This is a genomic window from Bradyrhizobium sp. STM 3557 (assembly GCF_045571465.1).
Lineage (GTDB): Bacteria > Pseudomonadota > Alphaproteobacteria > Rhizobiales > Xanthobacteraceae > Bradyrhizobium.
The window spans coordinates 4821170-4847631 of the sequence record NZ_CP120697.1 but is presented as its reverse complement, the minus strand read 5'-3'; the positions used below and the strand labels follow the sequence as shown (position 1 = coordinate 4847631).

The following is a 26462-nucleotide window of genomic DNA, read 5'->3' as shown; positions in this document are numbered from 1 at the left end:
GCGCGCGTCGATCGAACAGGAATTGGCCAAGCGGGTGTCGCTCCCGCGGCAAGCGACGGTTTGAGCCGCTTCTTGAGCGAGGAGGTGATCGCTGATTTGTGCGACGCTGTTCATTGCGAGCCGTCGAATTTCCTCTTGATCGGCCTGCTGCTCTAGAGCCTTGTCCGTTCCGATTGAATCGGAACGGACGCTAGCTTTTTATTTTGACGCGTTTTCTTGACGCGAACCGGTGTCCACTTCGCTTGAAAACGCTCTAATGCTGACCGACTTTCAGACATGCGATCTAATTGGCGTTGCGAGCATTGCCGATGCGTGTACCGAAGCTCGTCGCGCGCGACCGGAAATAGAGCTGCGCGCGTGCCGCGACAAAGCGGCAAGTCGCAGCCTCCCGTGAGCGTTGGTTCAGCCTGCCGCGATTGCCGCCGCTTCTTCCGCGGCGCGCTGCATGCTGGAGGACATCTCGCTGGTCACCGTGCTCTGCTCCTCGATCGCGGCCGCCGTGGAATTGACGTACTCGCTGACGGCGTTGATCGCCTGCTTGATCGAGCCCAGTGCACCGACGACCTCGCCGGAGATGTTGTTGAGGCTCTCGATCTCCTGGCCGATCTTGTCGGTGGCCTGCTTGGCCTGCGTGGCGAGGCTCTTGACCTCCGAGGCCACCACCGCAAAGCCTCTACCGGCCTCGCCCGCGCGAGCCGACTCGATCGTGGCGTTGAGCGCGAGCAGGTTGATCTGCCCGGTGATGCTGTTGATCATCTCGACGATGCCGCCCATGGCCTTGGCGGCATCGGACAGGCGCTGGGCCTGTGCGTCGGCGGACGACACACGCTCCACCGCACCGGACGCGGTATCGCGCGACTTGGCCATGGTCTCGGAAATCTCCCGGACCGATGCATTCAGCTCCTCGGCGCCGGCCGCGACGGACTCCATCATTCCGCGCACGCGCTCATTACCCATGCGGACCAGCACCTGCTTGGTCACATCGGCGGCGTATTTCACGACCTTGAACGGCTTGCCGTCGAGACCAAGGATCGGATTGTAGGAGGCTTGGATGTAGATCTCCCTGCCGCCTTTGCCGATGCGCTTGTATTCGGCGGCCTGGTATTGGCCGCGGTTCAGGCTGGCCCAGAACTCGCGGTAGGCGGCGCTGTCGCGCTCGGACGGCGGGACGAAGAGACTGTGATGCTTGCCCTTGATCTCGGCCAGCGCGTAGCCGACCGCACGCAAAAAGTTGTCGTTCGCCGTGATGATCGTGCCGTCCATGTTGAACTCGATCACGGCCTGCGACTTGCCGATCGCGTCGATCTGGCCGGCGTAGTCGGCGTTCCGCAGCTTCTGTGCGGTGATATCGGTTGCGAACTTGACGACGCCGAACGGCTTTCCGGTCTCGTCCAGCATCGGATTGTAGGACGCCAGAAGCCAGACTTCCCGGCCGCCTTTGCCGATCCGCTTGAACTCGCCGGCCTTGTATTCGCCGCGGTTCAGCGCAGCCCAGAAATCGCGATACGCCGCGCTGTCGCGCTGCGCGGGCTCCACGAACATGCTGTGGTGCTTGCCCGTAATCTCCGCCAGCGAGTAGCCGACGGCATTCAGAAAGTTCTGGTTGGCGTTCACGATCGTGCCGTCGAGATTGAATTCGATCATCGCCTGGGCACGATCGGCGACGGCAATCTTCGACGCATCCGCCATGCTTCGAATCTTGGTCTTGGTGACGTCGCTCGCGACCTTGACGACCTTGACCGGTTTGCCGGCGCTGTCGAGCACCGGCATATAGGACGCCTCGATCCAGACCGCGCGGCCACCCTTGCCGATCCGCTTGAATTCGCCGCTGATGGCTTCGCCGCGCTTCAACGCAGCCCAGAACGCGCGATACTCGGCGCTGTCGCGCTCGGCCGGCGGCACGAACATGGAATGCGGCTTGCCTTTGATCTCGTCGAGCCGATAGCCAAGCGCGTCGAGGAAGTTCTTGTTGGCGGTGACGATCGTTCCGTCCATTGAGAACTCGATCACCGCGAGCGCCCGACCGATCGCAGCGAGCTGAGCGTCAGAGTCCGAGCGTGAGTTTGAGCGGAATAACAAGAATCCCTCCGTCACCTGAAACAATATCTTCCGGAAATTCAGCTCGGTCATTCTCGATCGAGCGACGCACGCATCGACGGCGAGCCCCGATCATTGCGCACCAATGGGGCCGATGACGATTTCGCCAGCTCGGCACTTGGCGGGCAGGCCACGTGCTACAATTTGATACAAACAGTTCCAGAAGCGTTAAGGTGGCCGCGAGATTCAGTCGTGCCCGGGGTTCTACGGTCGGATGCCGGTATCCCGCTGGTGAGACGATGCGGTTGGTCGCCGCAGTCCGACGAATCGGAGCAAGGCTGCGGTCCGTCATCGCCGTTTTGCTGCGAGCCTCAGCGAAGCCAGAGCCGGATCAACTCGGCAACGATGCCGAGAGCCAGCACGCTCGCGGCCCAGATCAAGGCCATCCAAGCCAATTGCTTCACGAAGGGCAGAGGCATCCGCATCAGTGATACCATTTGCATCAGTGATAGCCGTGGCTGCCGACCTTGCCGCGGAACACCCAATAGGCCCAGCCGGTATAGGCGAGGATCACCGGCACGATCACGGCGGCGCCGACCAGCATGAAGAGCTGGCTCGATGCGGGTGCAGCGGCGTGCCAGATCGTGACGGCGCGGGGAACGACGTAAGGAAACATGCTGATGCCGAGCCCGATGAAGCCGAGCATGAACAGCGCGAGCGCCATCAGGAACGGCAACCACTCCGCGCCGCGGCGCAGGCTCCAGAACAGGCCCGCCGCGGCGATGATGACGAGCAGAGGCACCTGCGCCGTCAGCAGCACGCCCGGCATTTCGAACCAGCGGCGCCAATAGTCGTAGGTGAGGAACGGCGTGGCCGCGCTCACCGCAGCGAGGGCGGCCAGCGTGGCGATGGCGAGCGTGAACGACAGCCGCCTGGCATGGTCCTGCACCGAGCCCTCGGTCTTCAGCACCAGCCACGTCGCGCCGAGCAGGGCGTAACCGATCACAAGTGCAGCGCCGGTGAGCAGGCTGAACGGACTGAGCCAATCGATCCAGCCGCCGGCATAGGCATCATTCTCCACGCGAATGCCCTGCAGGATGGCGCCGAGCGTCATGCCTTGCGCAAGCGCGGCGACGATCGAGCCGATGCAGAAGGCGATGTCCCACAGCGGGCGATGACGCGCGTCGCGCCAGCGGAATTCGAACGCCACGCCGCGAAAGACGAGGCCGAGCAGCATCGCGATCATCAGTGGGTAGGTTGCCGGCAGGATGATCGCGTAGGCCAGCGGGAAGGCGGCCAGCAAGCCGCCGCCGCCCATCACCAGCCAAGTCTCGTTGCCGTCCCAGACTGGTGCGATCGCGTTCATGGCCTGGTCGCGTTCGTCACCAGCGGCGAAGCTCGGGAACAGGATGCCGATGCCGAGGTCGAAACCATCCATCACGACATAGGCGAAAACCGCGAAGGCGATGATGCCGGCCCAGACGATGGTCGGATCGATATTGAAGCTCATGGCGTCACGCTCCAGCCTGCAGCGATGTGCCTACCGCGGGCGCTGGCGTAATGCCGGCCGCACGCTGCGGCACGTGCGGCGGCTCGGCCTCGTGCCGCTCCGGCGGCTTTGCCATCAGGCGCAGCAGGTAGTAGGTCCCGGCGCCGAAGGCGAAGAAGTAGACCACGACGAAGGCGAGCAGGGAGGCGGCGACCGCGGGCGCAGCGAGCGGCGAGCGCGACTCTGCCGTCGTGAGCAGGCCATACACTGTAAAGGGTTGCCGGCCGACCTCCGTCGTCACCCAGCCCGCGATGACAGCGATGAAGCCTGCCGGCCCCATCGCAACCGCGGCGCGGTGCAGCCAGGGCCAGTCGTAGAGGCGCCGACGCAGTCGCGCAACAAGGCTCCAGAGGCCGAGGCCCAGCATGGCGACCCCGAGCCCGACCATGATGCGGAACGACCAGAACACGATCGGCACCGGAGGCCAATGGTCGCGCGGAAAGTCGGTCAGACCGGGCAGCGCGGCGGAGGCATCATGCCTGAGAATGAGCGAGCCGAGACGTGGAATCTCGAGCCTGAAGCGCACGCGCGCCTCTTCGCTATCAGGCAGGCCGAACAGCACCAGCGGTGCACCATCCGGGCTGGGTTGGTAGTCGCCCTCCATCGCCAGCACCTTGATAGGCTGATGTTCGAGCGTATTCAGCCCATGAGCATCGCCCGCGAGGATCTGGATCGGTGCGACGATCGTGATCATGCCCATGGCCATCGAGAACATGCGCTGGGCGCCGAGATTGGTGCGGTCGCGCAGCAGATGCCAGGCGCCGACGCCGCCGACCACCAGCGCGGTGGTGAGATAGGCCGCGATCACGGTGTGGACGAGACGGTAGGGGAAGCTCGGGTTGAAGATGATCGCCCACCACGAGCCCGCCGGCGCGAACTGCCCGTTCGCGTTGATGACATAGCCGGCCGGCGTCTGCATCCAGCTGTTCGCGCTGATGATCCACGTGGCCGAGATCAGCGTGCCCAGTGCCACCATGCAGGTGGCGAAGAAGTGCAGGCGCGGGCCGACCTTGTTCATGCCGAACAGCATGACGCCGAGGAAGCCCGCCTCCAGGAAGAAGGCGGTCAGCACCTCATAGGCCATCAGCGGACCGATGATCGGTCCGGCCCTGGTCGAAAACACCGACCAATTGGTGCCGAACTGGTAGGACATCACGAGGCCGGACACGACGCCCATGCCGAACGTGACCGCAAAGATCCGGAGCCAATAGCGATAGAGGTTGGCGTACAGGCCGCTCCCCGTCTTCAGCCACAGCGCCTCGAGGACCATCAGATAGCTCGCCAGCCCGATCGAGAAGGCCGGAAAGATGAAATGGAACGAGACGGTGAACGCGAACTGCGCCCGGGCGAGGATCAATGCGTCCATCACGCGACCTCCTCGTCGCCATCTTCGCCGGTGCTTTGGCCGCGCTTCTTCTTAGCCCCAAACACGTTCACCTTGCTCTTGAAATCGAGCACGCGCGACACGCCCCTGCCCAGTGCGAGCAGCCGTGCGAGGCTGGCGTTATCAAGCTTCTCGACATCGTCCGCCCAGCCGGTCAGCAATTCGATGAGATCATGCATCTCGCGCATTTTCGCCTGCGCGTGCCGTTCCTCCGCCGACCCTGGCCTTTCGAGCAGGATATCCCGAAGCAACGAGAGGGTGGGATCGATCTCGCGCCGGCGCCGCTCCTCCGCGAGCGTGCGCAGGATCTGCCAGATGTCGTCGGGCGTCTCGATATATTCCCGCCGGTCGCCGGGCAAATGACGCTTGCGGATCAGCCGCCAGGCTTCGAGCTCCTTCAGCCCCATGCTGACGTTAGACCTGGACATCCCGAGCGCCTCAGCAATCTCGTCGGCGTTCAGCGGGCGGTCGGACAGGAACAGCAAGGCGTAGATCTGGCCGACGGTTCGGTTGACGCCCCACCGGCTGCCCATCTCGCCGAAATGGAGCACGAAGGTCTGAATCAGTGGCGGAAGTTGCATGACGTTTTGAACTTTCAAGAATTTCTGAAAGTTCTATATGTTTGATCCAGCGCAATCAACCGCGCGCCGCGCCGTCCGCGCTCACACTTGTTTGAGGGCGCTTAGCCAAACGGTCCTTCGGATGCGTCGATGCGAATGCGCGTCGCGCACTTAGCCATACGCATCGCTGTTGATGCCGTATTCCTCGTAGATCGTGAGCGGATCGCGCTCGGGGCATAGCCGGCACTTGGCCTGGGCGAGGTGAAGCGTGACAGTGTCGGGGGCGCGTCCGGAGGACAGCAGCTTGCGTAAGTCCTCCATATGCGCGCGCGGCTGGTGCTTGTCGGGTAGCTGCTCGAGCGCGACCAGCGCGGTGGCGAGCGCCTCGGTGACGACCCAGTCGTCATGGCCCGTGATTCCCGGTCGCGGCATCGGCGCACCTCACATCCGTGGTTGGAGTGCCTCCAGCGAACGGAGTGTAGCTCAATCCGCGGCGGCCGGCCATCTTGCGCCGCGCAGCCGTCGCAAAGAAATCCGCGTGGTCGCCGAAGCGCCGCCTCAGAACATGGTTGCTTCAGGAAGGATCATCTCAGGACGCCGCGTCGCGGCTCGCGATCCTGTGCAACTGCTCGAACAGGTCGGATGAATCGCTCTGGCAAAGACAGACGCCTTGCGCGCTCGGCGCATCGCCGGCGTTGAGATAGGCGTGGCCCATGGTACTGTCGAGATAGATGCCGTCGCCCTCCTGCAGGATTGCGGGCGCGTAGAACTCGGTGTGGACGGCGATGGTGCCGCGGGTCACCAGGAAATATTCCTCGCCGGCGTGGCGCAGCAGCGGGCCGAACTCCTCCAAGGTGCGGGCGCGCACCTCGGTGATCATCGGCACCATGCGCTTTCCGATCAGGTCGGTGCATTGATAGGTGTAGGTGTAGAATTTCGTGTTGACGATCTGCCCCTGGCCGGCACGGCTGATGCTGCGCCGCGCGGTGACCGGAGGCGCCGCATCGGAACGGGCAGGGATGGTCGGGCTGAACAGCTCGGCGATATCCATCTTCAGGCCTGAGGTGAGCTGCAGCAGCTTGTCGTAAGTCAGCGACATCAGGCCGTTCTCGACCTTCGAGAGGGTCGACAGCGCCATGCCCGTCTTTTCCGCCACCTGCTTCAGGGTCAGGCCGCGGGCCTGCCGCGCCGCCTTCAGGCACAGGCCAAGCTGGGAATGGGGGCCCTCGGCCAAAGCAGGCTCGTTGATGCCGGTCTCTGCCACGTCGATCTCCGGAAAATCCATTTAGCGGATCAGGCTGCCATGACTACCCTGGTCCGGTCCCACTTTCGCGCGAAAGTGCAAATGTTTCAATCAAACCGCTGGCGGTCCACGCATTTATGCAGGGATCGCGGCCGAATGATGCATTTTCATGGCATGCGTCTCGTTTCCTTTGTGCTAAATAGTTTTCAGAAATGGAAAGAGAAGCGCCGTGGATGCCATTTGCGATAAAACCGCCGTCGAGCTGGTCGGGTTGCTGAAGCGCCGGGCGCTGTCGCCGGTCGAGCTGCTGGACTCGTGTCTTCAGCGCATCGACGCGGTCAATCCGGCCGTGAATGCTGTCGTCACATTGGACGCGCCCGGCGCCCGGGCCGCTGCCAAGGCGGCGGAGGCTGAAATTATGCGTGGCGACGACCACGGTCCGCTGCATGGCTTGCCGATCCTGATCAAGGATACCCAGGACACCAAGGGGATGCGCTCCACCTATGGCAGCCCGATCCTGGCCGACAACGTGCCATCAGCCGATCAGGCCTCGGTGGCGCGGCTGCGCGCGGCCGGCGCCATCATCTTCGGCAAGACCAACACGCCGGAATGGGCGGCCGGCGCCAACACGCGCAATCCGGTGTTCGGCGCCACCGGCAATCCCTTCGATCCGATGCGCTCGGCGGCCGGCTCCTCCGGCGGCTCGGCGGTGGCGCTGGCGTGCGGCATGGCGCCGCTCGCCTCCGGCTCCGACACCGGCGGCTCCCTGCGCAACCCGGCCGCCTATTCGGGGATCGTCGGCATGCGGCCGTCGTCTGGCCTGGTTGCGAGCGACAAGCGCGCCCATGGCTGGTCGAACCTGTCGACCGACGGGCCGATGGCGCGCAATGTCGCCGACCTCGCCCTGATGCTGTCGGTGATGGCGAGCGATGATGCGCGAGATCCCTTGGCCTATACGCTGCCGGACGAGGCGGTGCGCGGCAAGCCTGCACGCTGGTCGCCGCCGGCGCCGGTCGATCTGAAGAGGCTCCGCGTCGCCTTTACCGCAGATTTCGGCTTTGCGCCGACGGAAGCCGCTGTACGCCGCGTGTTCGCGCAGCGCGTGGCGCGGATCGCCCCGCTGGTCGCGCAATGCCGCGAAGGCACGCCTGACTGTACTGATGCCGACGAGACCTTCGCCGTGCTGCGCGCGGCGCTGTTTCTCAGCAATCACGGCAAGAATTTTCGCGAGCGGCCCGACATGCTCGGACCGAACGTGCGCGCCAATGTCGAGGAGGGGCTTTCCTACAGTCTCGACGACTATGCGCGCGCGGCCGCGGCGCAGACGCGGATCTACCGCTCCTACCAGAGCTTCTTTGCGAGCTGTGACGTGCTGATCTCACCGGCGATTACGCTGAGCCCGCGGCCGTGGTCCGAGCTCTATCCGACCGAGATCGACGGCGTGCCGACCAGGTCCTATTTCCATTGGCTGGCGCTCGCCTATGCGGTGACCCTGTCAGGCCACCCGGCGCTGAGCCTGCCGCTCGGGCTCGATGAGCAGGGCCTGCCGTTCGGCATGCAGATCGTGGGCCCGCGCGGCGGCGATGCGATCGTGCTTTCCGTCGCGGCCGCGCTGGAAGCCGCCTTTGCTGATGATGCCGAGCTGCGTCGCCCGATCCCCGATCTTGCGCGGCTCGCTGCAGCGCCGCCGCTGTCGGCAGCGCCTGGTTTCCGTGCCTGGGACTAACAGGACGATCCGAGCGGTCGCATATTCAAAATTCAGGAGTTCACATGTCCGATTCAACGTCTTGGCCGTTCTCGCTGGTGCGCCGCGCCGGCGGCCTGGTGTTCCTGTCCGGCGAGGTGCCGGTCGCCGATAATGGCTGGATTCCCGAAGGCATCGCGGCACAGACCGACCTGACCCTGCAGCTGATCGCAGAGACGCTGGCGGGCGAGGGCCTGTCGCTCGCAGACGTCGTGTCGTGCACCGTCTATCTCGCCGACAAGGCCGACTTCGCCGAGTTCAACCAGGCCTATCGCAAGCACTTCAACGATCCCTTGCCGGTGCGCACCACCGTCGAGGCCAAGCTGATGGCGGACGTCAGAATCGAGATCACGGTCGTCGCGGCGGAACGGACATAGAGCCTTTTTATTTTGACGCGTTTTCTGACGCGAACCGGTGTCCACTTCGCTTGAAAACGCTCTGATTAGGAGTTCACGAATATGGCAAGCGCAATCGTTCTCGGCGGCGGCATGGTGGGCGTGGCGACGGCTCTGCATCTGCAGAGCCGCGGCTGGTCGGTGGTTCTGCTCGACCGCAAGGATCCGGGACGAGAGACCAGCTACGGCAATGCCGGCATCATCCAGAGCGAGGCGGTGCGGCCCTATGCGATGCCGCATGATGTCGCCGGCCTGTTCGACATCGCCACCGGCCGCACCAACGACGTGCATTACGATCTGGCATCATTGCCTCATCATCTGCGTCCACTGATGCAATATTGGTGGAATTCGTTCCCGGAGCGGCACGACAAGATCTCGCAAGTGTATGCACGGCTGATCGCGCGCGCCACGCCCGAGCACGAGCCGCTGATCGCGGCCTCCGGCGCCGGCAACCTGGTGCGGCGCGACGGCTTCCGCGTCATCCATCGCGACCAGGCGCAGTTCGACGAGGAGGTGAAGGAGGCCGAAGCGGTCCGCGATGCGTTCGGCGTCAAGTTCAGGGTGCTGAGTGCGAGCGAGCTTGCGGCGGCAGAACCGGGCCTGGTCAGTAGCGGTCTGGGCGGCCTGCATTGGCTGGAGCCGTGGACCGTCTCCGATCCCGGCGCGCTGGCGCAGTCCTATGCCGACCTGTTCGTGCGGCGCGGCGGCAAGTTCGTGCATGGCGATGCACTGAGCCTGAAGCAGACCGGCAGCGGCTGGTCGGTGACAACGGAGGATGGCCCGATCGATGCCGAGGCGGCGGTGGTCGCGTTGGGGCCGTGGTCGCCCGAGTTCCTGACGCGATTCGGCTATGACATCCCGATGGTGCGCAAGCGCGGCTATCATATGCATTACAGCGGCGGCGCGCCGCTGGACCTGCCGCTGCGCGATGCCGCCTTCGGCTATTTGATGAACCCGATGGCCAAGGGCGTGCGCATTACGACCGGCGCCGAGCTCTCCGGTCCTGACGCCAAGCCGACGCCGGTGCAGCTTGCCAAGGCCGAGACCGCCGCGCGCACGCTGATCGATCTCGGCAAGCGCGTGGAGCCCGAGCCGTGGGTCGGGACGAGGCCGTGCATGCCGGACATGCTGCCGGTGATCGGACAGGCGGCGCGGCACAAGGGCCTGTGGTTCAACTTCGGCCACGGCCACCAGGGCTTCACGCTGGGACCCGCGACGGGACGAATCCTCGCCGAACTGATGAGCGGCGAGCCGGCCAATGTCGACGTGAAGGCGTGCGCACCGTCGCGTTTCGACGCATGATCGCTGCGATCCACAATCGTGCGCGTTCCGATTGAATCGGAACGCATGAGGGCGCGCAGCAGTAGTTCCACAGTTCGTCGATCCCAAGCGAAAGGTATTTCACTACACGCCGCGGCGAAGCATTCTTCAACTATTTCAGGTGTAGAACGAGGGGCTTCGAGGATTAGCCAATCATAATGATTGCGCAGAGCCGCCGTGAGTTCCACGCCGTCCATGATCATCCTGGGCTGGTCGCGGCATTCGCTCGGGCCGCGAACGCGCAGGGGAGACCGATGAGATTCTTCAGCTTCATTTATCGCATCGCGTCGAATTTCGCGCTGCTTGCGGTCACCTATCTCAGCCTCAACTACATCGACAAGTACCAGAACCGCGCGATCCTCGCGATGATGATCCTGGTCTATGCCGGCATGCGCAGCGTGACCGTGCTGCGCTCGTTCCAGTTCTTCACCCGCATCGAGCGGCTGGAACTCGAGGTGCGCCGCATCCTCAACGCCCTCGGCGAGGTGGCCGCGGGAACAACCTCCAAGCAGGTCGTCAACGAGGTCAGCGTGTTGCGCCATGACGGCGAGAAGAAAGCCTATATCGATCTGTTCTTCCTCGCCGCGATCGTCATCCTCTGCGCGGCCAAGATCGTGACGAACTGATCTCGTCTTGATGCAAAGAATGTAGGTTGGGTATCGCTGCAGCGATGCGCATCCTACGATGATCGCTCAGCGCTTCCTGAGACTGGCGACGCGAACGGGGCGCCGGGCCGCCTTCGCTGCTCGCCTCAGAGGTTGTGCCGGAAGCGCGTCATGCCTGGCAAGTAGTCTCGGTATCGGAGCCTGGATCTCGAACAGATCGGCTGCTGGCACCGGCAATGCGGCCGCGGTCTGCCGCGAGGCCGGGCTCGTCACCGGCGGCCATGCCGTCTCGCGCGCGGCGCGGCGCGTGGTGGTTGGCCCTGATGACAGCAGGCTGACATCGGTGGACGTCAGGCTCAGGTGCGTGGTCGCGCCGGTGAAGTCGAAGCTGGGGATATCAGGCCATTGCGCGACTGGCACGTTGTCGGAGGGACGGTGCACCAGCCAGTCCTGCGGCTCGGTCGGCGTCGCTGGCCGATTGGCAGTGGCCGGCACCACCTGGACGATGCGGTAGCCGCGCGCCTTCAGTTCATGCAGGATCTTCGGCAGCGCCAGCACCGTGCGCTCGTGGATGTCGTGCAGGAGCAGGATGCCCTTGTGCCGCGCCTCGAGCCGCTTGATGGCAAGCTCATACACTTTCGCGGACGAGATGTTGCGCCAGTCGTCGGCGAGAAAATCGGCGCTCCACATCTGCACGCCGAGCGACCCGACATAGCCCTCGACGGCCTCGGCCCGGAGCAGTCCGGGCACGCGGAAGAACGGTGACAGCGCCGACGCATTGTTGCCGAGCGCTGCCTTCACCGAGGCGATGCCCTGGTCGACCTCGGGCCGCGCCTGTTCCAGCGTCATCTTGTTAAAGGTCAGCGGATGGGTCTGGCTATGCGTGCCGATGGTGTGACCGGCCGCAGCGAGCTTGCGCACGCCCTCCGGATTGGCCTGAGCCTGATGACCGATCGTGAAGAAGGTGGCTTTCACGCACTGGTCGGCGAGGATCTGCAGCACCTGGTTGCTGTATTTCGGCAGCGGGCCGTCGTCGAAGGTGAGCACCACCTCGTGATCATGCAGCGGCAGCGTTTCCTTGTACTGCATGGCGCCGATCCGCGGATGCTCGCGGGGATCGACGACGAGCACGCGCGAGGTGCCGAGCGCGTCGGGATGGCCGGGACAATCGGCGGCGCGGGCGGTGGTCGCTGCGAGGCCGGTGGCTACGCCGAGCAGCAACGCAATCCAGCTACGCTTCTCCACGCTCCAGCACCGATCACCACGCATTGCATCGCCCAAATCTCTAAAGTGGCATCGTCATAGCAAGGATAGAGGTACCGGTCGCGATAGGCGATCGGTGGCAAGGCAGCTTTCCGGACAGCTGTTGCGCAATTGCAAGCTGTTGCATTCCGAGCCTGCCGACCTTAGCCAAGCCGCGATGAACGGCGGATTAATCCTTCAATCCCTCGTCATGCGGTACCGGCTCCGGGCTCTGCGCCGATTGCGCGGCCGACCCCGGAACGATATGCACGATATGATAGTCGTTGTCCCTGAGATACCGCAGAAAGGCCGGCAGCATCTTCACCGTCCGCGGTTGCGGGTCGTGCAGCAGCAGGATGCCTTTTCGGATCTCTTCGAGGCGGCTGATCACGAGCTTCAGCTCCTGCTCCGGCGACATCCGTTCCCAATCGCTGGCCCAGAAATCCGCCCCGAACACGGCGATGCCGCGGGACTGCAAGAGGTCAAGCTCAGCCGGGGTCGAATCGAAATAGGGGAAGCGGAAGAACGGCGTCGAGGGCGTCGTGGTCGAGACGCCGTGCAGCGCCGTCTCGACGCCGGCGATGCCGCGGTCGATCTCCTGCACCGCCGCCTCGGGTGCGATGTGGGCAAGGTTGGCGTGGGTATAAGTGTGATAGCCGATGGTGTGGCCCTCGGCGGCGATGCGTTTGACCAGCGCCGCGCGCCCTAGCGCCGGCTTGCCGACCAGGAAGAAAGTGGCGCGAACACATTCCGCAGCGAGCGTGTCGAGCACCTTGTTGGTCATTGGCGGCGAGGGACCGTCGTCGAACGTGAGCACGATCTCGTGATCCCGCAGTGGCAGGGTGTCGGGAAAGCTTTTCAAGCCTACGCGCGGAAAGATCTTGGGATCCACGCTAAGGACGCGTGAGGTGCCGAGCGTGCCCTCACGCGGACACGGCGCGGGGGCCGCGCTTGTGCCGTGAGACAGCGCGAGCGCGAGCACAAAGCTCGCTGCGTTTACCCATCGTCCGATCTGCAGGTCGTTGCGCATCTTTCTCGTTGCGTCCGGTGTTGCCGATTAGGTAATGCGGGATCGGGTCCTGAGAAAGCGGAAATCAGGCCCATTCAAGTCAATCTGTCAAACTCGTGGGGCACGTCATGGAGGAGCAATTGGACGTAGCCCATGGCGAGGGCGCAGCGGTACTCGATCATTCGTCGATGCGCACGGATGATGGCGAGATCCGGCCCGAATTCATCGAGACCATCACCGCTGCCATCGCAGCCGAGGACGAGACGTTCCTGCGCGCGGAGGTCGCCGAACTGCACGAGGCCGATCTCGGCGACCTGATCGCGGCGCTTGCGCCGGAGGATCGCGTCCGCCTGGTCGAGCTGACGGGAACCGACTTCGACTTTTCCGCACTCAACGAGGTCGACGACGCCGTCCGCGAGGAGATCCTCGAGGAGCTCGAGCCCGAGACGGTCGCAGAAGGGGTCCGCGAACTCGAATCCGATGACGCCGTCGAGCTGCTCGAAGGGCTGCATCCGGAAGACCAGGAAGAGATCCTCGAGCACCTGCCGCCATCCGAGCGCGACGTGCTCGAACGCAGCCTGGACTATCCGGAAGGCTCGGCCGGCCGGCGCATGCAGAGCGAGTTCATCGCCGTGCCCCCGGAATGGACCGTCGGTCAGGCGATCGACTACATGCGCGAGACGCCGGACTTGCCGGAGCGCTTCTACGAGATCTACGCCGTCGACGGCACGCGGCACTGGCAGGGCGCGGTTTCGCTCGACGCGCTGCTGCGCGCGCGACGTCCGGTGCCGCTCGGCGACCTGATCGACGAGGACCGGCGCCGCGTCTCCGTCACCGACGACCTCGCCGAGGTCGCGCGGATGTTCGGTAAGTACAATCTGGTCGCAGCACCCGTGGTCGACGCTGACAATCGCCTGGTCGGCGTCATCACCATCGACGACGTCGTCGACGTCATCGAGGAGGAGGCCGACGAGGACTTCAAGGCGCTGGGCGGCGTCTCCAGCGACGAAGAGCTGTCGGACAGCGTCTGGACCATCGCCAAGGGCCGCTTCAACTGGCTCCTGATCAATCTTGCCACGGCGTTCCTGGCGTCCTCCGTGCTCGGCCTGTTCGAAGGCCAGCTTGAGCAGATGGTCGCGCTCGCGGTGCTGGCGCCGATCGTCGCCAGCCAGGGCGGCAATGCCGCAACCCAGACCATGACGGTCGCGGTGCGCGCGCTGGCCACGCGCGAGCTTGGATCGAGCAACGCCTTGCGCGTCGTCATGCGCGAGCTTCTGGTCGGTCTCGTCAACGGCGTGGCGTTCGCGCTGATCACCGGCGTCGCCGCGGTGGCCTGGTTCAAGACTCCAGGGCTCGGCATCGTGATCGGACTCGCCATCATCTCCAACCTGGTCGCCGGCGCGCTCGGCGGCATCCTGATTCCGATGGTGCTGGAGCGAGTGAGGGCCGACCCCGCGGTGGCCTCGGGAACTTTCGTCACGACGGTGACCGATGTGGTCGGATTCTTCTCCTTCCTCGGCATCGCGACGCTGTGGTTCGGATTGAAATAGCCGCATCGTTTGAAAGACTTGTATCGTTAATCGGCCCTTAACGCGACTGCGCGAGACTGCCTCCAGGATGGAGCAGAATCATGCAGCGCTTGCGGCTGAAGGCGGATGGACGGATCGTGGAGCTGCGCGATGGGCAGGAGGTGCCGCTGGCGCCGATCGCCCCCGACGCCTCTGCGCCTTCAGGTCCGGTCGGGGTGCGTGATCTCCGTCGCCGCGCCCATCTGACGCAGCAGGAGTTCGCCGCCAAGCTTGGCGTTCCCGTCGAGACCATCAGGAACTGGGAACAGGGCAAGCGCATGCCACGCGGCCCGGCACGGGCGCTGCTCACGGTGATCGCGCATGCGCCGGATGCGGTGTTCGCCGCCTTGGCCAAGGCTTAAGCGCGAATCCGCGCGTCCATTGGCGGCGGATGACCGATTTCGCCTTCGCGCCGAAATGGGATTGAGGCCCTGGTCCGTCCCGCTATGCTATGGCAGGGGATGGGCGTGCGATAGAGCGCGAGTCTCGCGCTCGATGAGGCCTGCCAGCGACCGCCATGCGACAGCGCCGCATGGATGGTGCTTGCGCGTGGGCATTGATGAAGCAGCATGGAACGATGGCAGTTCATAGGGTGGGGAATCGCGGCGTCGATGCTCGCGCATATCCTTCTGGCGGGCACCATCGTGCTCTCCACCAATGTACGGACCTACGACCTGGTTGCTCCCGACCCGATTCCCGTCGACGTCGTGACCGAAGAGCCGGAGAAGGCGCCCGAGCCAGCACCGACGCCTTCGCCAGACCTGACATTGCCCAATCCGGCTGCCTCGCCATCGCCGCAGTCAGCGCCGTCCCAGCAGGCGGCTGCTCAGCCTGAGCCGCAGCCCCAGCCATCGCCGCAGCCTCAGGCTCAGCCCACCCCCCGCGAGACCCCGAAGCCGCAGGCCAAGGCGGCGCCGCAGCCTCAACCCCAATCACAACCCTCGCCGCAAGCTCAGCCGCCGTTGGCCGCACCGGAGCCGCCGCGGGCACAGAGCTACATTCCGGCGCAGCCCGATCTCACCGTCAGATACGGCGTGATGCTCGGCCTGCCGGAGGCACTGCCGCCGCTGGCAAGGTCCGCGGACAATCACGACGATGACAAGGACGCGGGGTCGACTGCGACGAGCAGTCTGGCGACCGATCTCGTCGCCAAGTTCCGCGGCCACTTGCGGACCTGCTCGCGGCTGCCGGCGTCGATCTCGTCCGCCGACAATGTGCGGGTGAAGCTGCGGGTGATCATGAGTCCGGACGGACGGCTCGCGGCCGAGCCCGACGTCATCGAAGTGGTCAGCCCGCTGAAGGCCCTCCATCTGAAGCAGGCCGCTGTCACGGCGCTGGCGGCGTGCCAGCCCTATTCGATGCTGCCGCCCGATCGCTATCGGGAGTGGCGGGTGCTGGAGCTGTCGTTCACTCCGCAGGATTTTGCCAATTAGAGTATGATTTGGAATGCGACAGGTCGCAGAACGGTTCGGATCGCAGCGCAAGGAAATGGATTGGGAATGACGTTGAAGCTGGTGATTGGCAACAAGAACTATTCGTCATGGTCGATGCGGCCGTGGCTGGCGATGCGCGGCTGCAACATCGCGTTCGAGGAAATCTTCACGCCGATCTACACCGATGATCCGGCCGACAAGGCGCGCATCCTGAGCTTCTCGCCCGCGGGCAAGGTGCCGATCCTGATCGACGGCGATATCACCGTGTGGGACTCGCTCGCGATCATCGAATATCTGGCCGAGCGCTTCCCGGAAGCGGGCTTGTGGCCCAAGGACGTTGCGATGCGCGCGCATGCACGCGCGATCTCGGCCGAGATGCATTCGGGCTTCGTGCCGCTGCGAAATGCCTGCGGCATGAATCTGCACCGGCCGGTGCGTGCGATCGCGCTGTCCGACGAGGTCAAGGCCAATATCGCGCGTATCGAGGAGATCTGGGCCGATTGTCGCAGCCGTTACGGCACGCGGGGGCCGTTCCTGTTCGGCGCCTTCAGCGCTGCTGATGCGATGTTCGCGCCCGTCGTGCACCGCTTCCACACCTATGCGATCGAGGTTTCGCCGCAGACCAGGGCCTATATGGATACGATGTGGGTGATGCCTGCCTTTGCCGAGTGGACGCGTGACGGGCTGGCCGAGACCCTGGTGATCGCGCGGCTCGAGGACATCTAGGAAGCCGCGCGCAGTGACGCGATTATGAAGCCGTCGCGCAAGCCGCGCGGCTTGACGGTCCGTGCCAAAAGCCGTCTCTGTTCGGTTGCGGGATCAGGATGGAGGATGAGCACATGGGAATTTTCGATTCACTGGAAAACTCACCGGCCATCAGGGGCGCTCTCGGTCAGCTCGAGGCGGCCGTGCTTCCGGTCGTGCTCAACGAGGTGCTGGGGCAGGGTGGTCAGGGCGGCCTCAACACCATCGTCGCCAAGTTGGAGCAGGCCGGGCTCGGCGCCCAAGTGAAGTCCTGGATCGGCAATGGCCAGAACCTGCCGATCACGGCCGATCAGCTCCGTGCGGCGCTCGGCAGTGACGTTGTCAAGCAGCTGGCAGCGCGCTTCAACGTGCCGATCGACCAGCTCTCGGAGGTGCTGGCCCAGCAATTGCCGCAGGCCGTCGACCACGCCAGCCCGGACGGGAAGCTGCCGCCCGCCGCTTGAGGCAGGGCTCCGGCTCATGACACTCGCTCGGACTCGCCCTCAAGAGGGAGGTCGGCGCACGCTTGAGCGCTGGGATTGGGGAACCGCCGCTTAATTCGGGCCATCCTGCTGAAAATTCTGCAAAATCGCGCATTTGCCATGCTGTCAATCGCTGGCATTGCCGCGCCTGCGCATGCTATAAAGGCCATAGATATAAAGAGCCGGCCTGGGCGGCGGGACCATGGAGCCCAGCGCTGGCGTTCGACTAGCAGGAGAGGGCGTTGAAGCACAAATTCCCTGTCGGAGCGACCGTCACCTTCACCGCGAGCAATGTCTCGCGTCCGGCCGCCACCGGTACCTACGAGATCATCCGTCAACTTCCGACCGAAGGCGACGATTACCAGTATCGGATCAAGAGCTCGACCGAAGCGTTCGAGCGCGTCGCCAAGGAAAGCCAGCTCGCGCAGTCCTGAATTCCGGCCTGCGCAGCGCCTCGCTTGCGGTCTCGAAAAAGCATTTGCCTCTGATGCGCGGCGTGGATTGAATGGACTTGCGGCCGAGGGCCTGTGTGGCGGGTCGCGTGGTAATCCGTGTAACTGCACGACGGGCGGTGACGGCACGCTGCAGCGCCGATTGCGGAGGGGACGGCGTGAACCTCGCCCGCAGGTTCCAGCTGTTCGATGGGGATAGCGGGACCGCTGCCGTCGTCTGTGCGCGCCGACGGTTTGGAATCGGCCTATATTCGATCCGCCGATGGCGACCCAATGCCCTGCCCGGGAACGCTCGCGTGCGCGAGGAACCATCGCGATGAACGTGTGAACCTGCCATGAACTTCTCCTGGCCCACATCAATTGATCAACTCTGGAGCTCGCCGGCCTCGCCGATGTGGCTGACGCTCGCGGCTGCAGGGTTCTTCGCGATCATCACGCTGATCACGCTGATGCGGGCGGAACGATCGGTTGCCAATGGCGCGCTGACGGTGATCACGCTGCTGGCAGTCGGCATCGCGGTGGCGTCAACGTCGCGCGAGCCCGATTCCTCATCCCGCTCCGAAGGCGGCAATGCCCGGGCCATGCCGTCACCGGCTTCGCCGGCGCTTGCCTGCATCGACGATCTCGCCGGCGACCTCGTCCTGCAGAACTGCGAGAAAAGCCTGTACGGCTCGGCGGAGTCGACAGCCGCCGCGGTGAGCTATGCGGCTGCCATGATCACCCGTTTGACCGCGGCGGGCGATGTCGCCACCGCCAACAAATCGATGACGCCGGATCTGCTGGCGCTGCGGCGCGCCGTGGAGCACGACCGCTATGGGCTGATGGCCTACGTGCTGCTGGCACGTGACCACTGTACGCCATCGGATTGCGTCGCGTTCCGCTCGGTGGCCGATCGCCAGCAACTGGTCAACAACATGGAAGGGCGCACCTATGAGGGGCTGGTGACGCGCTACGCCGCACAGTGGAACGCGCCGCCGGCGCCGGCGCAGCCCGCCACCGGCGTTCTGGCCGGTATCGCGCCGAACGTGCCCACCGGCAAGCCGACCAACGCCGAATTCCCGAGTGCTGCTTCGACGCCGCCCGTCAGCATCATGACCCCGGAACCAACCGCATCCGCGACGCGCTCGCTGGCATCACCGGCGGCGGCCGGAACACCAGCGCCTGCCGTGCGTCCACCAGCCGCCGTTGCCGCAAGCCACGCCCAGGCGCCAGCCAAGAAGCCGGCGCCGCCAAAGCCGAAAGCTCCGGCAACCACGGCGCCGGCTGCGCCCGAGGCGGCCGAGCCGCCGCCTGCCAGTGAGCAATGAGTAAGTCTGCGAGACCATGCCGCTTCATCTGATCAAGCTTGCGGTCGGCTGCGAGTCCGTCAAAGAGCTCAAGGAATGGATCGCCGAGCGGATGCTGACGGCCAAGAAGAAGGGCCTGCCGCAGCACCACGTCCATGTCACGCGGATGACGCCGAAGCGGGTCGATGACATCCTCGCCGGCGGCTCGCTCTATTGGGTGATTCGCGGCGAGATTGCCGCCCGCGAGAAGATCATCGCGATCGAGCCGTTCCGCGACCGCGACGGCATCGGACGGTGCCGCCTGGTCATGCAGCCGAAGGTAATCGCCGTGTCGCCGCGGCCGATGCGCCCGTTCCAGGGCTGGCGCTATCTCAAGACCGAGGAGGCGCCCGCTGATCTCGGCAAGACCAGCGCCAGCGGCGTCGCCGCCATGCCAGAACCGCTGCGTCGCGAGTTGCGCGACCTCGGACTCTTGTAGCCGGCGCAACGAGCCTGCTCCCCTAAACTGCGATATTGTCGATCAGCCGGGTCTTTCCGAGCCTCGCAGCAACCAGGAGGCGCTTGGGTGCGTCCTTGCCGCTGCCTTTTGCCGAGGTGACCGGCGCCAGCGTCTCGGCATGGCGCAGCTCGAGATAATCGAGCTCGAAGCCGGCCGTGGTGATGATCTTGGCGCCGCCGGCGACCGCCGCCTCCGCCTTGCCGCCGGCGCGCAGCCGCGCCGCGACCTCCTTGAGAGTCCGATAGAGCACAGGCGCCACACGGCGCTCCTCTTCCGAGAGATACACGTTGCGCGAGGACCGCGCGAGGCCATCGCGCTCGCGCACCGTGCGTGCGCCGATCACCCGGACACCAAGATCCAGGTCCCGCACCATCTGCGCCACGACGCGGAGCTGCTGGAAATCCTTTTCCCCGAAGATCGCGATATCGGGCCGGCATTGCGTGAACAGCTTGGCAACCACGGTGGCGACGCCGCCGAAGAAGTGCGGACGGAAGCGGTCTTCCAGCCCGACAACGGCCGCGCCCTCCGGCACGATGCGCGTCGCGAAGCCCGAAGGATACATCGCCTTGGTGTCGGGATGCCAGACCAGGTCAACGCTCTCCGCCGCGAGCTTCGCCACATCCTCGTTCCACGTGCGCGGGTAGGCGCCGAAATCCTCTGACGGTGCGAACTGAGTCGGGTTGACGAAGATCGAGACGACAACCTTGTCGGCGCGCCGCTTCGCCTGGCGAACGAGCGACATGTGCCCGTCGTGGAGTGCACCCATGGTCGGGACCAGCGCGACAACAGCATTTTTCGCGCGCAAGCCGTCAAGCGCACGACGAAGCGCGGGCACGTTGCGGGCGATCACTGGAGTTCGTGACATTTTTGCTCTGTCTGCAGGGAGAAAATGCTGTTTTGCGCGTTCTATCTTGACGGCTATGAGCCCGACCTTATCAAGGATGACGACACGCCGCCAAGCGCAGGCGAACTAACTATGCTCCCGCTGCCGGATTCAAGTTCGTCCGGCAGCGTGTTAGTTCGCGCGTCACGCGCCAGCGGCCGGCGCGTCACCTCGCGGCTCATGATCTTGCATTTAACTTGACCGCAGGCGGGCGTGACTCGAAGATGTCGCAAGGGATCGGATATGCTGGTGCAGGCTAGCCAAGGGCAATCGGGTTCAGCCCACGTCGTGGTGCTCGGTAATGAGAAGGGTGGTTCCGGCAAGTCGACCACCGCGCTGCATATCGCGGTCGCCCTGCTGAAGGCCGGGCAGCGTGTCGCCACCATCGATCTCGACTGCCGCCAGCAGAGCTTCACCCGCTACATTACCAACCGCAGCGCCTGGGCGCGGCGGACCGGCCTCAGGCTCGAGCTGCCGACCCATTACTGCATCAAGCTCAGCCAGACGATGCAGATCGCGGATAACGAGAGCGCCGAGTTCCAGCAGTTCATGGAGGCGGTGGCCGCGGTCGAGCACGCCTTCGATTTCATCGTGATCGATACGCCGGGCAACGACAGCTACCTGATGCGGCTCGCGCACTCGATGGCCGACACGCTGGTGACGCCGATCAACGACAGCTTTCTCGACTTCGACGTGCTCGGTACGGTCGATCCCGCCACCTACGCAGTCACCGGCGAGAGTCATTATGCCGAGATGGTGCGCGACGTCAGGCGCAAGCGCCGGCAGGTCGACGGCGCCACCTCCGATTGGATCGTCGTCCGCAACCGCCTGTCGATGCTGGGCTCGCGCAACAAGCAGCTCGTCGCCGATGGATTGAAGGAACTATCGCTGCGGCTCGGCTTCCGCGCGATCGACGGCTTTGCCGAGCGGGTGGTCTATCGCGAGTTCTTTCCGCGTGGCCTGACCGCCCTCGACGACATCGACGAGGCGACGCTCGGCACGCGCCCCAATCTCGGCCATGTCACGGCGCGGGAGGAAGTCACGAGCCTGCTGCGGCAGCTCAAGCTGCCGCTGGACGAGCGGGGGCGCCGCCGCGCCGCCAACCGTGCCGAATGGTTCGCCCAGGTCGACAAGCCGCTCGAGTTCCACGACATCATCAGCGCCTGAGCCAGGTTCCAGGGAACTCGGCCAGGGAGGCAGCGGCTCGGCGCTCCCCGGATTTATTTTAGTAGCTGATTTTACTGCAATTTTACCGCGGTTTTGAACCCGACATTGAGAGGTCGGGTCGCAGAAGAAGGCCCACGACTGCGGGGACCGGCAGGAGATTCACCTGATTGCTGCACAGCAACTAGGTGCGGCGCACAACGATAAGGCGGGCAAGACACAACTTTTAGCCTTCCTGTCACAGCGCCGTGACATATATTAAACACAACAGGCCACGAGAGTCTTACAGGTTGCGGGCGACTTTGGGTTGCAGACCCCGAGGGACGAACATGAAGCGTGGAATTACCGTTCTGGTTTCTGTCGGAATTCTGGCTGCGGTCGGCTATGTGACCGCGAGCAAATGGGCCATTCGGCACGAGACATTGCGCTTCCATGACGCCTCCCGCGACAACCGTCTCGTGGAGGTCGACGTTGCGGTTCGCCGTGACAAGGAGATGCAGGCCGAGGCCGGCATGATCAAGCTGCCGGTGGCGATCCTCAACCACGGCAATACCGTCAAGTTCACCGAATACTCGTTTCTGGCCAACGTCTTTGCCGCCCGTGGCTATATGGCCATCAGCATTCAGCATGACCTGCCGACCGACGCGCCCATGGTCACCAAGGTTGGCGAGCTCTATGTCGGGCGGCTGGCGCAGATCCAGCGCGGCGTCGCCAACATCAAATTCGCCGTCGAACAGATGCGCAATGCGCAGCCGAACGCCGATTACGACCATCTGACCGTGGTCGGGCACTCGATGGGCGGCGATATCACGATGTACTTCGCCAAGCAGTATCCGGACGAGGTCCGCAAGGTCGTGACCCTGGACAATCTGCGGGTGCCGTTCGTTACCGACGGCAAGTTCAAGATTCTGTCGTTCCGCTCGAAGGACCCGCAGTTCAAGACCGACCCTGGCGTGATCCCGAGTGCTGACATCTGTGAAAAGACCGGCATCACCGTGGTGCAGACCAACTTCCAGCACAACGACATGCGCGACACTGGCCCTGATGATGCGAAATCGTCGATCCAGGCCATGCTCGACAAGTTCCTGGCCGACGCCGACAGTTCGAGCGATGTTGCGCCGGTCAAGACGGCCTCGCCGCTGACTGATCCCGGTCCGGTGCCGCCGTTCGTGCCGACCGGCAAGCAGGCCGACCCGGCCAAGACCCCCGACAAGGCGCTGACGCATTGAGCTGACCTACTGAAGAGGCCCCGCCTCACAAAAGGCGGCCGATCCACGAGAGCCATCGGTTTCGCAACGTTGCCGCAGCGTGAGCCTGCGACCATTGCTGAGCGCAGCGTGGCTGCACTGCCGGATGGTTGCCGGGTGTTTCCCTGCCGCTCTATAGTCGGCCAATGACCCTGATCGCGGGCCTTGTTGCCGTCATCACTCTTTATCTGCTGCTGCAAACGCTGCGCACCGCCAGTCCCGCTCTGTTGGCGCGGATGGGCAGGAAAGCTGGCGGTGTCGCTTGCCTGGCGATCGCCGCCTTCACCGGCATCAGGGGCGAGCTCGCGGTGGCGATTCCACTTGGCTTATTCGGAGCAGGGCTGCTCGGCTGGTCGCCCGGCGGCCTTGATCGCCTCGGTCTCGGCGGCCTGTTCGGCGGGAGGATGGGTTCTGGAGGTGCGCGGTCGCGGTTGGTCGAGCTGGAGGAGGATCGCGACACTGGCCGGCTTTCCGGGCGCTTCATCGCCGGCCCCTATGCCGGCCGCTCGCTCGACGAATTCGAGGTGCCGCAGCTCGCGGAGATGATCTCCTATCTCGATAGCGGCAGCGCGGTGTTACTTGAAAACTATCTGGACCGCCGGCTTCCCGCTTGGCGTCAGCACGCGCAGCGAGACGCGGCAGGGCGGCAGCGCCGCGCGGCGGCGAGCACCAAAATGACGGAAGAGGAGGCCTATCAGATCCTTGGCCTGCAGCCGGGCGCGGGGCGCGACGAAATTGGACGCGCCCACCGTGCGCTCATGAAGAAACTGCATCCCGACCAAGGGGGGTCGACGTACCTCGCCGCCCGGGTAAACGAGGCCAAGGATACTCTGCTTCGCACGCATCACGGCTGACTCCGGCAACGCCACGCAACGCCACAAGACCGAAAGCTGCTGTCGTCGTCTTCGCTCTGCCGACGCCCGCGGCCCGCCGTTGTCCGGCGTGATCGATCCTCATTGCGAACAAGGTTCTAACTGCAAAACCTTGACGAGAGGTTTGCGGGTCGCCGGTCGCTGCCGATCAGGCCGACAAAGAAAAAGCCCGCGCTCGATGAGCGCGGGCTCTGTGTCTTGAATGTCGAAGCTTAGCGCTTCGGCGCCGTATCAATTGTGCATGGTCATGCAGGAGATGTCGGCGCGCTTCAGTTTCTTGCACACCGCTTCGGCCTGATCGCGGTCGAGCACGGCGAAGCGGGCGCGAACCAGCGTCTGGCCGCCCTTGGACACGGTCTCCGTGAACGGGTCAGCCTTGTTCAGCAGGCCCTGGGCGTGGCTGCGTGCGGTCTCGATGCGCTCCTTGGCTTCCGCCTCGCTCTCGAGCGCGCCGACCTGCACGATCCAGCCGGACCGCTTGGTTGCGCTCTCCTGCTGCAGCGAGGCCGCTTGCGGAAGCGGCTGCGGCGGCACAGGCTGCTGCTGAACCGGCTGCGGCGCAGGCGCTGCATAGGCCATGGCCTGCGACGGAGCCGGCGGTGCGCTGGACGCCGGCAGCACGCCGAGAATGCCATTGCCGGTGCCAAAGCCCGGCGGCTGCTGCGGCAGATCGGTTCGCGCGGCGGGAAGCGGCGCGGGCTCCACGGGCGCGATCGGCTGCGGGGCGGCGGAGGCGAGCTTGGTCAGACCGGACTTGACCTGCACGGTCTTGACCCGGACCGGCTTCATCGGCTCGGTCGAACCGGGCACGATCGCCATCGGCTGACCCTGGATCACACCCGAAGTCATCGGAGCGGGCTCGACCTTGGCATCCTTCGGCTGCGTGGGCGGCAGCGCGGCAGTCGCCTCGGCAAGCGCGGCAACAACCTTCGCAGTCCGGCTCGGCGCCGGGGCTTCAGATGCGACCTCGACTCCACCCTGGTCGGCGACATCGGTCGCCTGGTCAGAATTGCCGCGCTCGGTGATCGCCGCGACCGTGCGCCGCGTCGCGGCCTTGTCCAGGTTTTCGGCGAGGAGGTTGCGCATGATCGCGTCGCGCGAGCCGCCGCTGCGTCCGCCCATCACGACGCCGATCAGGAAGCGGTTGCCCCGATGCATCGAGGTCACGAGGTTGAAGCCGGAGGCGCGGGTGTAGCCGGTCTTGATGCCGTCGACGCCCTCGACGCTGCCGAGCAGGTGATTGTGGCCGGTGATGGTGTGGCCGCGGAAATTGAAGGCGGTGGTCGAGAAATAACGATAGTAGCGCGGGAAGCGGTCCTGCAGGGCGCGGCCGAGGATCGATTGATCGCGCGCCGTGGTGACCTGCTCGTCGTTCGGCAGGCCGGAGGCGTTGCGATAGATCGTGCGGCTCATGCCGAGCGCATGCGCCTTGCGCGTCATCATCCTGGCGAAGTTCTCTTCGTCGCCACCGATCGCCTCTGCGATCACGACGGCAGCGTCGTTCGCCGAACGGGTGATCAGTCCCTTGATCGCATCCTCGACCCTGATGGTCTGGCCCGGACGCAGACCGAGCTTGGTCGGATCCTGGTCGGATGCGCGCTCGGAGACCGGCATCTCGGTGTCGAGCTTCATCTTGCCAGAGTCGAGGCGCTCGAACAGCAGATAAAGCGTCATCATCTTGGTGAGCGATGCCGGATGACGAAGACCATCGGGACTGGTCGCAGTCAATGTCGCGCCGGTGTTGCCGTCGACGATGATCGAAGAAAAGGAGGGGCTATAGCTGTCGTCGTCGTTGTGCGGGGAATGGCGGGAGGCGTGGTGACGATGATGCCGGCGTGCTTCCGCGCCGTCCATCGTAGTCGCCACGGTCGCGAGCGCGAGCACCCCATAAACGCCAACTCGCACGAGGCGCGAGGAGACCAAGTTTTTGCGATGCATGAAATCCCCGTCCAATTTCTGACTTGATCACCGGCTCGTGGGGCAAAATTGTGCCCACGCGCTGGGCCTCAGGTCTGTCCGAACCGCCGATCGCAGCTGGTGGACAACTGCAGATCGAAAAACCCGGAACTGAGGTTTTGTTAAGGCGCTGTTTTGAAACAGCTTTCGCCGGCTGGCCGAAACCGAGCACGGCCCATTGGCGAGGTTAGGACGCCCGGGTTGCCAAAAAGTTAAAGAAACCTTGCGGAGCGACACGGGATTTTCCGCAAAAAGCCAGTCCTTATATGCTCGGTGTTGTGCATTGCACAATTTTCTTGCAATTTTTTGTGCGCTGCACTATATGACCGTTGCGTCAGGGAGCCGGGCCTCCCGGGAGCGCTCAAGTCTGGGAAAAGGAAGCCATGATGTTTAAGGTTGAGGACTTTCAGAACTACGGCAAAGAGCAGTTCGAGACGGTCGTGAATTCGGCGACCACCGTGCAGAACGGGCTGCAGGCCATTGCCACCGCGTACGGCGACTACACCAAGAAGTCGTTCGAGGACACCAAGTCGTTCGTCGAGAAGCTCTCGGGCGTGCGCTCGCTCGACAAGGTGATCGAGGCGCAGAACGAATTCGCCAAGTCGGCGTATGAGACCTTCGTCGCCGATTCCCAGAAGATCGCGGGCCTCTATTCCGATCTCGCCAAGCAGGCGTTCAAGCCGCTGGAAGGTCTTGCGGCGAAGTTCGCTCCGCAGGCCGCGGCGCACTAACCGATCCCGTCACCTTGATGGCAAAAAGCCCGGCGCGAGCCGGGCTTTCTTTTTTTG

27 protein-coding genes are annotated in these 26462 nt (G+C 64.5%); 16 read left to right on the top strand and 11 right to left on the bottom strand.

Annotated features, from left to right (window positions below; genetic code table 11):
• Positions 1 to 402 precede the first annotated feature (402 nt).
• From P6U24_RS22220 to P6U24_RS22190, 7 genes are all read right to left on the bottom strand, one after another.
• Complete coding sequence (locus P6U24_RS22220) at positions 403 to 1995, bottom strand: PAS domain-containing protein (RefSeq protein ID WP_407154637.1); 1593 nt, start codon at positions 1993 to 1995, stop codon at positions 403 to 405.
• A 413-nt stretch (positions 1996 to 2408) separates the two neighbouring features.
• A complete protein-coding gene (locus tag P6U24_RS22215; protein WP_407154636.1) occupies positions 2409 to 2522 on the bottom strand; it encodes a DUF2474 family protein in 114 nt (37 codons plus the stop codon).
• Positions 2523 to 2539: 17 nt separating this feature from the next.
• On the bottom strand, positions 2540 to 3547 hold the full coding sequence (cydB, locus tag P6U24_RS22210; protein WP_407154635.1) for a cytochrome d ubiquinol oxidase subunit II: 1008 nt from the start codon (positions 3545 to 3547) through the stop codon (positions 2540 to 2542).
• Positions 3548 to 3551: 4 nt separating this feature from the next.
• On the bottom strand, positions 3552 to 4952 hold the full coding sequence (locus P6U24_RS22205; protein ID WP_407154634.1) for a cytochrome ubiquinol oxidase subunit I: 1401 nt from the start codon (positions 4950 to 4952) through the stop codon (positions 3552 to 3554).
• Positions 4952 to 5551 (bottom strand): GbsR/MarR family transcriptional regulator, encoded by a 600-nt coding sequence (locus P6U24_RS22200; RefSeq protein ID WP_407154633.1) that lies wholly within the window; start codon positions 5549 to 5551, stop codon positions 4952 to 4954. The genes P6U24_RS22205 and P6U24_RS22200 overlap by 1 nt, the downstream gene beginning before the upstream one ends.
• A gap of 150 nt (positions 5552 to 5701) precedes the next feature.
• Complete coding sequence (locus P6U24_RS22195; protein WP_407154632.1) at positions 5702 to 5962, bottom strand: hypothetical protein; 261 nt, start codon at positions 5960 to 5962, stop codon at positions 5702 to 5704.
• 157 nt (positions 5963 to 6119) lie between these two features.
• Positions 6120 to 6815 (bottom strand): helix-turn-helix domain-containing protein, encoded by a 696-nt coding sequence (locus P6U24_RS22190; RefSeq protein WP_407154631.1) that lies wholly within the window; start codon positions 6813 to 6815, stop codon positions 6120 to 6122.
• 187 nt (positions 6816 to 7002) lie between these two features.
• Between P6U24_RS22190 and P6U24_RS22185 the strand changes: the two genes are divergently transcribed.
• The 4 genes from P6U24_RS22185 to P6U24_RS22170 all read left to right on the top strand — a co-directional run bounded on the left by P6U24_RS22185 (position 7003) and on the right by P6U24_RS22170 (position 10858).
• The gene (locus P6U24_RS22185) at positions 7003 to 8499 is read left to right on the top strand and encodes an amidase (RefSeq protein WP_407154630.1); all 1497 of its coding nucleotides are present in this window, start codon (positions 7003 to 7005) and stop codon (positions 8497 to 8499) included.
• Positions 8500 to 8543: 44 nt separating this feature from the next.
• Positions 8544 to 8894: a RidA family protein gene (locus P6U24_RS22180; RefSeq protein WP_407154629.1), complete on the top strand. Its 351-nt coding sequence runs from the start codon at positions 8544 to 8546 to the stop codon at positions 8892 to 8894.
• Positions 8895 to 8975: 81 nt separating this feature from the next.
• Positions 8976 to 10214: an NAD(P)/FAD-dependent oxidoreductase gene (locus tag P6U24_RS22175; protein ID WP_407154628.1), complete on the top strand. Its 1239-nt coding sequence runs from the start codon at positions 8976 to 8978 to the stop codon at positions 10212 to 10214.
• A 272-nt stretch (positions 10215 to 10486) separates the two neighbouring features.
• The gene (locus P6U24_RS22170; protein ID WP_407154627.1) at positions 10487 to 10858 is read left to right on the top strand and encodes a hypothetical protein; all 372 of its coding nucleotides are present in this window, start codon (positions 10487 to 10489) and stop codon (positions 10856 to 10858) included.
• Between the two features lie 66 nt (positions 10859 to 10924).
• Here P6U24_RS22170 and P6U24_RS22165 read toward each other — a convergent pair whose 3' ends face one another.
• Positions 10925 to 12106, bottom strand: a complete 1182-nt coding sequence (locus P6U24_RS22165; protein ID WP_407154626.1) for a polysaccharide deacetylase family protein — start codon at positions 12104 to 12106, stop codon at positions 10925 to 10927.
• A gap of 163 nt (positions 12107 to 12269) precedes the next feature.
• Positions 12270 to 13109 carry a polysaccharide deacetylase family protein gene (locus tag P6U24_RS22160; protein ID WP_407154625.1) on the bottom strand — a complete coding sequence of 280 codons (840 nt, stop codon included), beginning with the start codon at positions 13107 to 13109 and terminating at the stop codon, positions 12270 to 12272.
• 107 nt (positions 13110 to 13216) lie between these two features.
• Between P6U24_RS22160 and mgtE the strand changes: the two genes are divergently transcribed.
• The 8 genes from mgtE (at position 13217) to P6U24_RS22120 (ending at position 19531) form a co-directional block, all read left to right on the top strand.
• The gene (gene mgtE / locus P6U24_RS22155; RefSeq protein ID WP_407154624.1) at positions 13217 to 14638 is read left to right on the top strand and encodes a magnesium transporter; all 1422 of its coding nucleotides are present in this window, start codon (positions 13217 to 13219) and stop codon (positions 14636 to 14638) included.
• An 80-nt stretch (positions 14639 to 14718) separates the two neighbouring features.
• Entirely contained in the window at positions 14719 to 15018 is a 300-nt protein-coding gene (locus P6U24_RS22150) for a helix-turn-helix domain-containing protein (RefSeq protein ID WP_407154623.1), read from the top strand.
• 249 nt (positions 15019 to 15267) lie between these two features.
• Positions 15268 to 16089, top strand: coding sequence for a hypothetical protein (locus P6U24_RS22145; protein ID WP_407154622.1), 822 nt, complete (start codon positions 15268 to 15270; stop codon positions 16087 to 16089).
• Between the two features lie 66 nt (positions 16090 to 16155).
• Positions 16156 to 16815: a glutathione S-transferase family protein gene (locus tag P6U24_RS22140; protein WP_407154621.1), complete on the top strand. Its 660-nt coding sequence runs from the start codon at positions 16156 to 16158 to the stop codon at positions 16813 to 16815.
• 113 nt (positions 16816 to 16928) lie between these two features.
• Complete coding sequence (locus tag P6U24_RS22135; protein ID WP_407154620.1) at positions 16929 to 17297, top strand: YidB family protein; 369 nt, start codon at positions 16929 to 16931, stop codon at positions 17295 to 17297.
• Between the two features lie 260 nt (positions 17298 to 17557).
• Positions 17558 to 17749 (top strand): hypothetical protein, encoded by a 192-nt coding sequence (locus P6U24_RS22130; RefSeq protein ID WP_407154619.1) that lies wholly within the window; start codon positions 17558 to 17560, stop codon positions 17747 to 17749.
• Positions 17750 to 18102: 353 nt separating this feature from the next.
• Positions 18103 to 19074 (top strand): hypothetical protein, encoded by a 972-nt coding sequence (locus P6U24_RS22125; protein WP_407154618.1) that lies wholly within the window; start codon positions 18103 to 18105, stop codon positions 19072 to 19074.
• A gap of 16 nt (positions 19075 to 19090) precedes the next feature.
• A complete protein-coding gene (locus P6U24_RS22120; RefSeq protein ID WP_407154617.1) occupies positions 19091 to 19531 on the top strand; it encodes a DUF1489 family protein in 441 nt (146 codons plus the stop codon).
• A gap of 22 nt (positions 19532 to 19553) precedes the next feature.
• Here P6U24_RS22120 and panC read toward each other — a convergent pair whose 3' ends face one another.
• Entirely contained in the window at positions 19554 to 20417 is an 864-nt protein-coding gene (gene panC, locus P6U24_RS22115) for a pantoate--beta-alanine ligase (protein ID WP_407154616.1), read from the bottom strand.
• A 261-nt stretch (positions 20418 to 20678) separates the two neighbouring features.
• On the opposite strand from panC, the gene P6U24_RS22110 reads away from it, so the two are divergent.
• The 3 genes from P6U24_RS22110 (at position 20679) to P6U24_RS22100 (ending at position 23700) form a co-directional block, all read left to right on the top strand.
• Positions 20679 to 21602, top strand: coding sequence for a division plane positioning ATPase MipZ (locus P6U24_RS22110; RefSeq protein WP_407154615.1), 924 nt, complete (start codon positions 20679 to 20681; stop codon positions 21600 to 21602).
• A 326-nt stretch (positions 21603 to 21928) separates the two neighbouring features.
• Complete coding sequence (locus tag P6U24_RS22105; protein WP_407154614.1) at positions 21929 to 22828, top strand: alpha/beta fold hydrolase; 900 nt, start codon at positions 21929 to 21931, stop codon at positions 22826 to 22828.
• 164 nt (positions 22829 to 22992) lie between these two features.
• Entirely contained in the window at positions 22993 to 23700 is a 708-nt protein-coding gene (locus P6U24_RS22100) for a DnaJ domain-containing protein (RefSeq protein ID WP_407154613.1), read from the top strand.
• Between the two features lie 249 nt (positions 23701 to 23949).
• On the opposite strand, the gene P6U24_RS22095 is transcribed toward P6U24_RS22100, so the two are convergent.
• Positions 23950 to 25656 carry a serine hydrolase gene (locus P6U24_RS22095; RefSeq protein ID WP_407154612.1) on the bottom strand — a complete coding sequence of 569 codons (1707 nt, stop codon included), beginning with the start codon at positions 25654 to 25656 and terminating at the stop codon, positions 23950 to 23952.
• 404 nt (positions 25657 to 26060) lie between these two features.
• Between P6U24_RS22095 and P6U24_RS22090 the strand changes: the two genes are divergently transcribed.
• On the top strand, positions 26061 to 26405 hold the full coding sequence (locus P6U24_RS22090; RefSeq protein WP_407160548.1) for a phasin family protein: 345 nt from the start codon (positions 26061 to 26063) through the stop codon (positions 26403 to 26405).
• Positions 26406 to 26462: the final 57 nt, after the last annotated feature.

Coding starts and splice junctions, on each gene's coding strand:
- P6U24_RS22220 (WP_407154637.1), bottom strand. CDS start 1,995: ATGGACGGAACGATCGTCACCGCCAACAAGAACTTCCTCGACGCGCTT.
- P6U24_RS22215 (WP_407154636.1), bottom strand. CDS start 2,522: ATGCGGATGCCTCTGCCCTTCGTGAAGCAATTGGCTTGGATGGCCTTG.
- cydB (WP_407154635.1), bottom strand. CDS start 3,547: ATGAGCTTCAATATCGATCCGACCATCGTCTGGGCCGGCATCATCGCC.
- P6U24_RS22205 (WP_407154634.1), bottom strand. CDS start 4,952: ATGGACGCATTGATCCTCGCCCGGGCGCAGTTCGCGTTCACCGTCTCG.
- P6U24_RS22200 (WP_407154633.1), bottom strand. CDS start 5,551: ATGCAACTTCCGCCACTGATTCAGACCTTCGTGCTCCATTTCGGCGAG.
- P6U24_RS22195 (WP_407154632.1), bottom strand. CDS start 5,962: ATGCCGCGACCGGGAATCACGGGCCATGACGACTGGGTCGTCACCGAG.
- P6U24_RS22190 (WP_407154631.1), bottom strand. CDS start 6,815: ATGGATTTTCCGGAGATCGACGTGGCAGAGACCGGCATCAACGAGCCT.
- P6U24_RS22180 (WP_407154629.1), top strand. CDS start 8,544: ATGTCCGATTCAACGTCTTGGCCGTTCTCGCTGGTGCGCCGCGCCGGC.
- P6U24_RS22175 (WP_407154628.1), top strand. CDS start 8,976: ATGGCAAGCGCAATCGTTCTCGGCGGCGGCATGGTGGGCGTGGCGACG.
- P6U24_RS22170 (WP_407154627.1), top strand. CDS start 10,487: ATGAGATTCTTCAGCTTCATTTATCGCATCGCGTCGAATTTCGCGCTG.
- P6U24_RS22165 (WP_407154626.1), bottom strand. CDS start 12,106: ATGCGTGGTGATCGGTGCTGGAGCGTGGAGAAGCGTAGCTGGATTGCG.
- P6U24_RS22160 (WP_407154625.1), bottom strand. CDS start 13,109: ATGCGCAACGACCTGCAGATCGGACGATGGGTAAACGCAGCGAGCTTT.
- mgtE (WP_407154624.1), top strand. CDS start 13,217: ATGGAGGAGCAATTGGACGTAGCCCATGGCGAGGGCGCAGCGGTACTC.
- P6U24_RS22150 (WP_407154623.1), top strand. CDS start 14,719: ATGCAGCGCTTGCGGCTGAAGGCGGATGGACGGATCGTGGAGCTGCGC.
- P6U24_RS22145 (WP_407154622.1), top strand. CDS start 15,268: ATGCTCGCGCATATCCTTCTGGCGGGCACCATCGTGCTCTCCACCAAT.
- P6U24_RS22140 (WP_407154621.1), top strand. CDS start 16,156: ATGACGTTGAAGCTGGTGATTGGCAACAAGAACTATTCGTCATGGTCG.
- P6U24_RS22135 (WP_407154620.1), top strand. CDS start 16,929: ATGGGAATTTTCGATTCACTGGAAAACTCACCGGCCATCAGGGGCGCT.
- P6U24_RS22125 (WP_407154618.1), top strand. CDS start 18,103: ATGAACTTCTCCTGGCCCACATCAATTGATCAACTCTGGAGCTCGCCG.
- P6U24_RS22120 (WP_407154617.1), top strand. CDS start 19,091: ATGCCGCTTCATCTGATCAAGCTTGCGGTCGGCTGCGAGTCCGTCAAA.
- panC (WP_407154616.1), bottom strand. CDS start 20,417: ATGTCACGAACTCCAGTGATCGCCCGCAACGTGCCCGCGCTTCGTCGT.
- P6U24_RS22110 (WP_407154615.1), top strand. CDS start 20,679: ATGCTGGTGCAGGCTAGCCAAGGGCAATCGGGTTCAGCCCACGTCGTG.
- P6U24_RS22105 (WP_407154614.1), top strand. CDS start 21,929: ATGAAGCGTGGAATTACCGTTCTGGTTTCTGTCGGAATTCTGGCTGCG.
- P6U24_RS22100 (WP_407154613.1), top strand. CDS start 22,993: ATGACCCTGATCGCGGGCCTTGTTGCCGTCATCACTCTTTATCTGCTG.
- P6U24_RS22095 (WP_407154612.1), bottom strand. CDS start 25,656: ATGCATCGCAAAAACTTGGTCTCCTCGCGCCTCGTGCGAGTTGGCGTT.
- P6U24_RS22090 (WP_407160548.1), top strand. CDS start 26,061: ATGTTTAAGGTTGAGGACTTTCAGAACTACGGCAAAGAGCAGTTCGAG.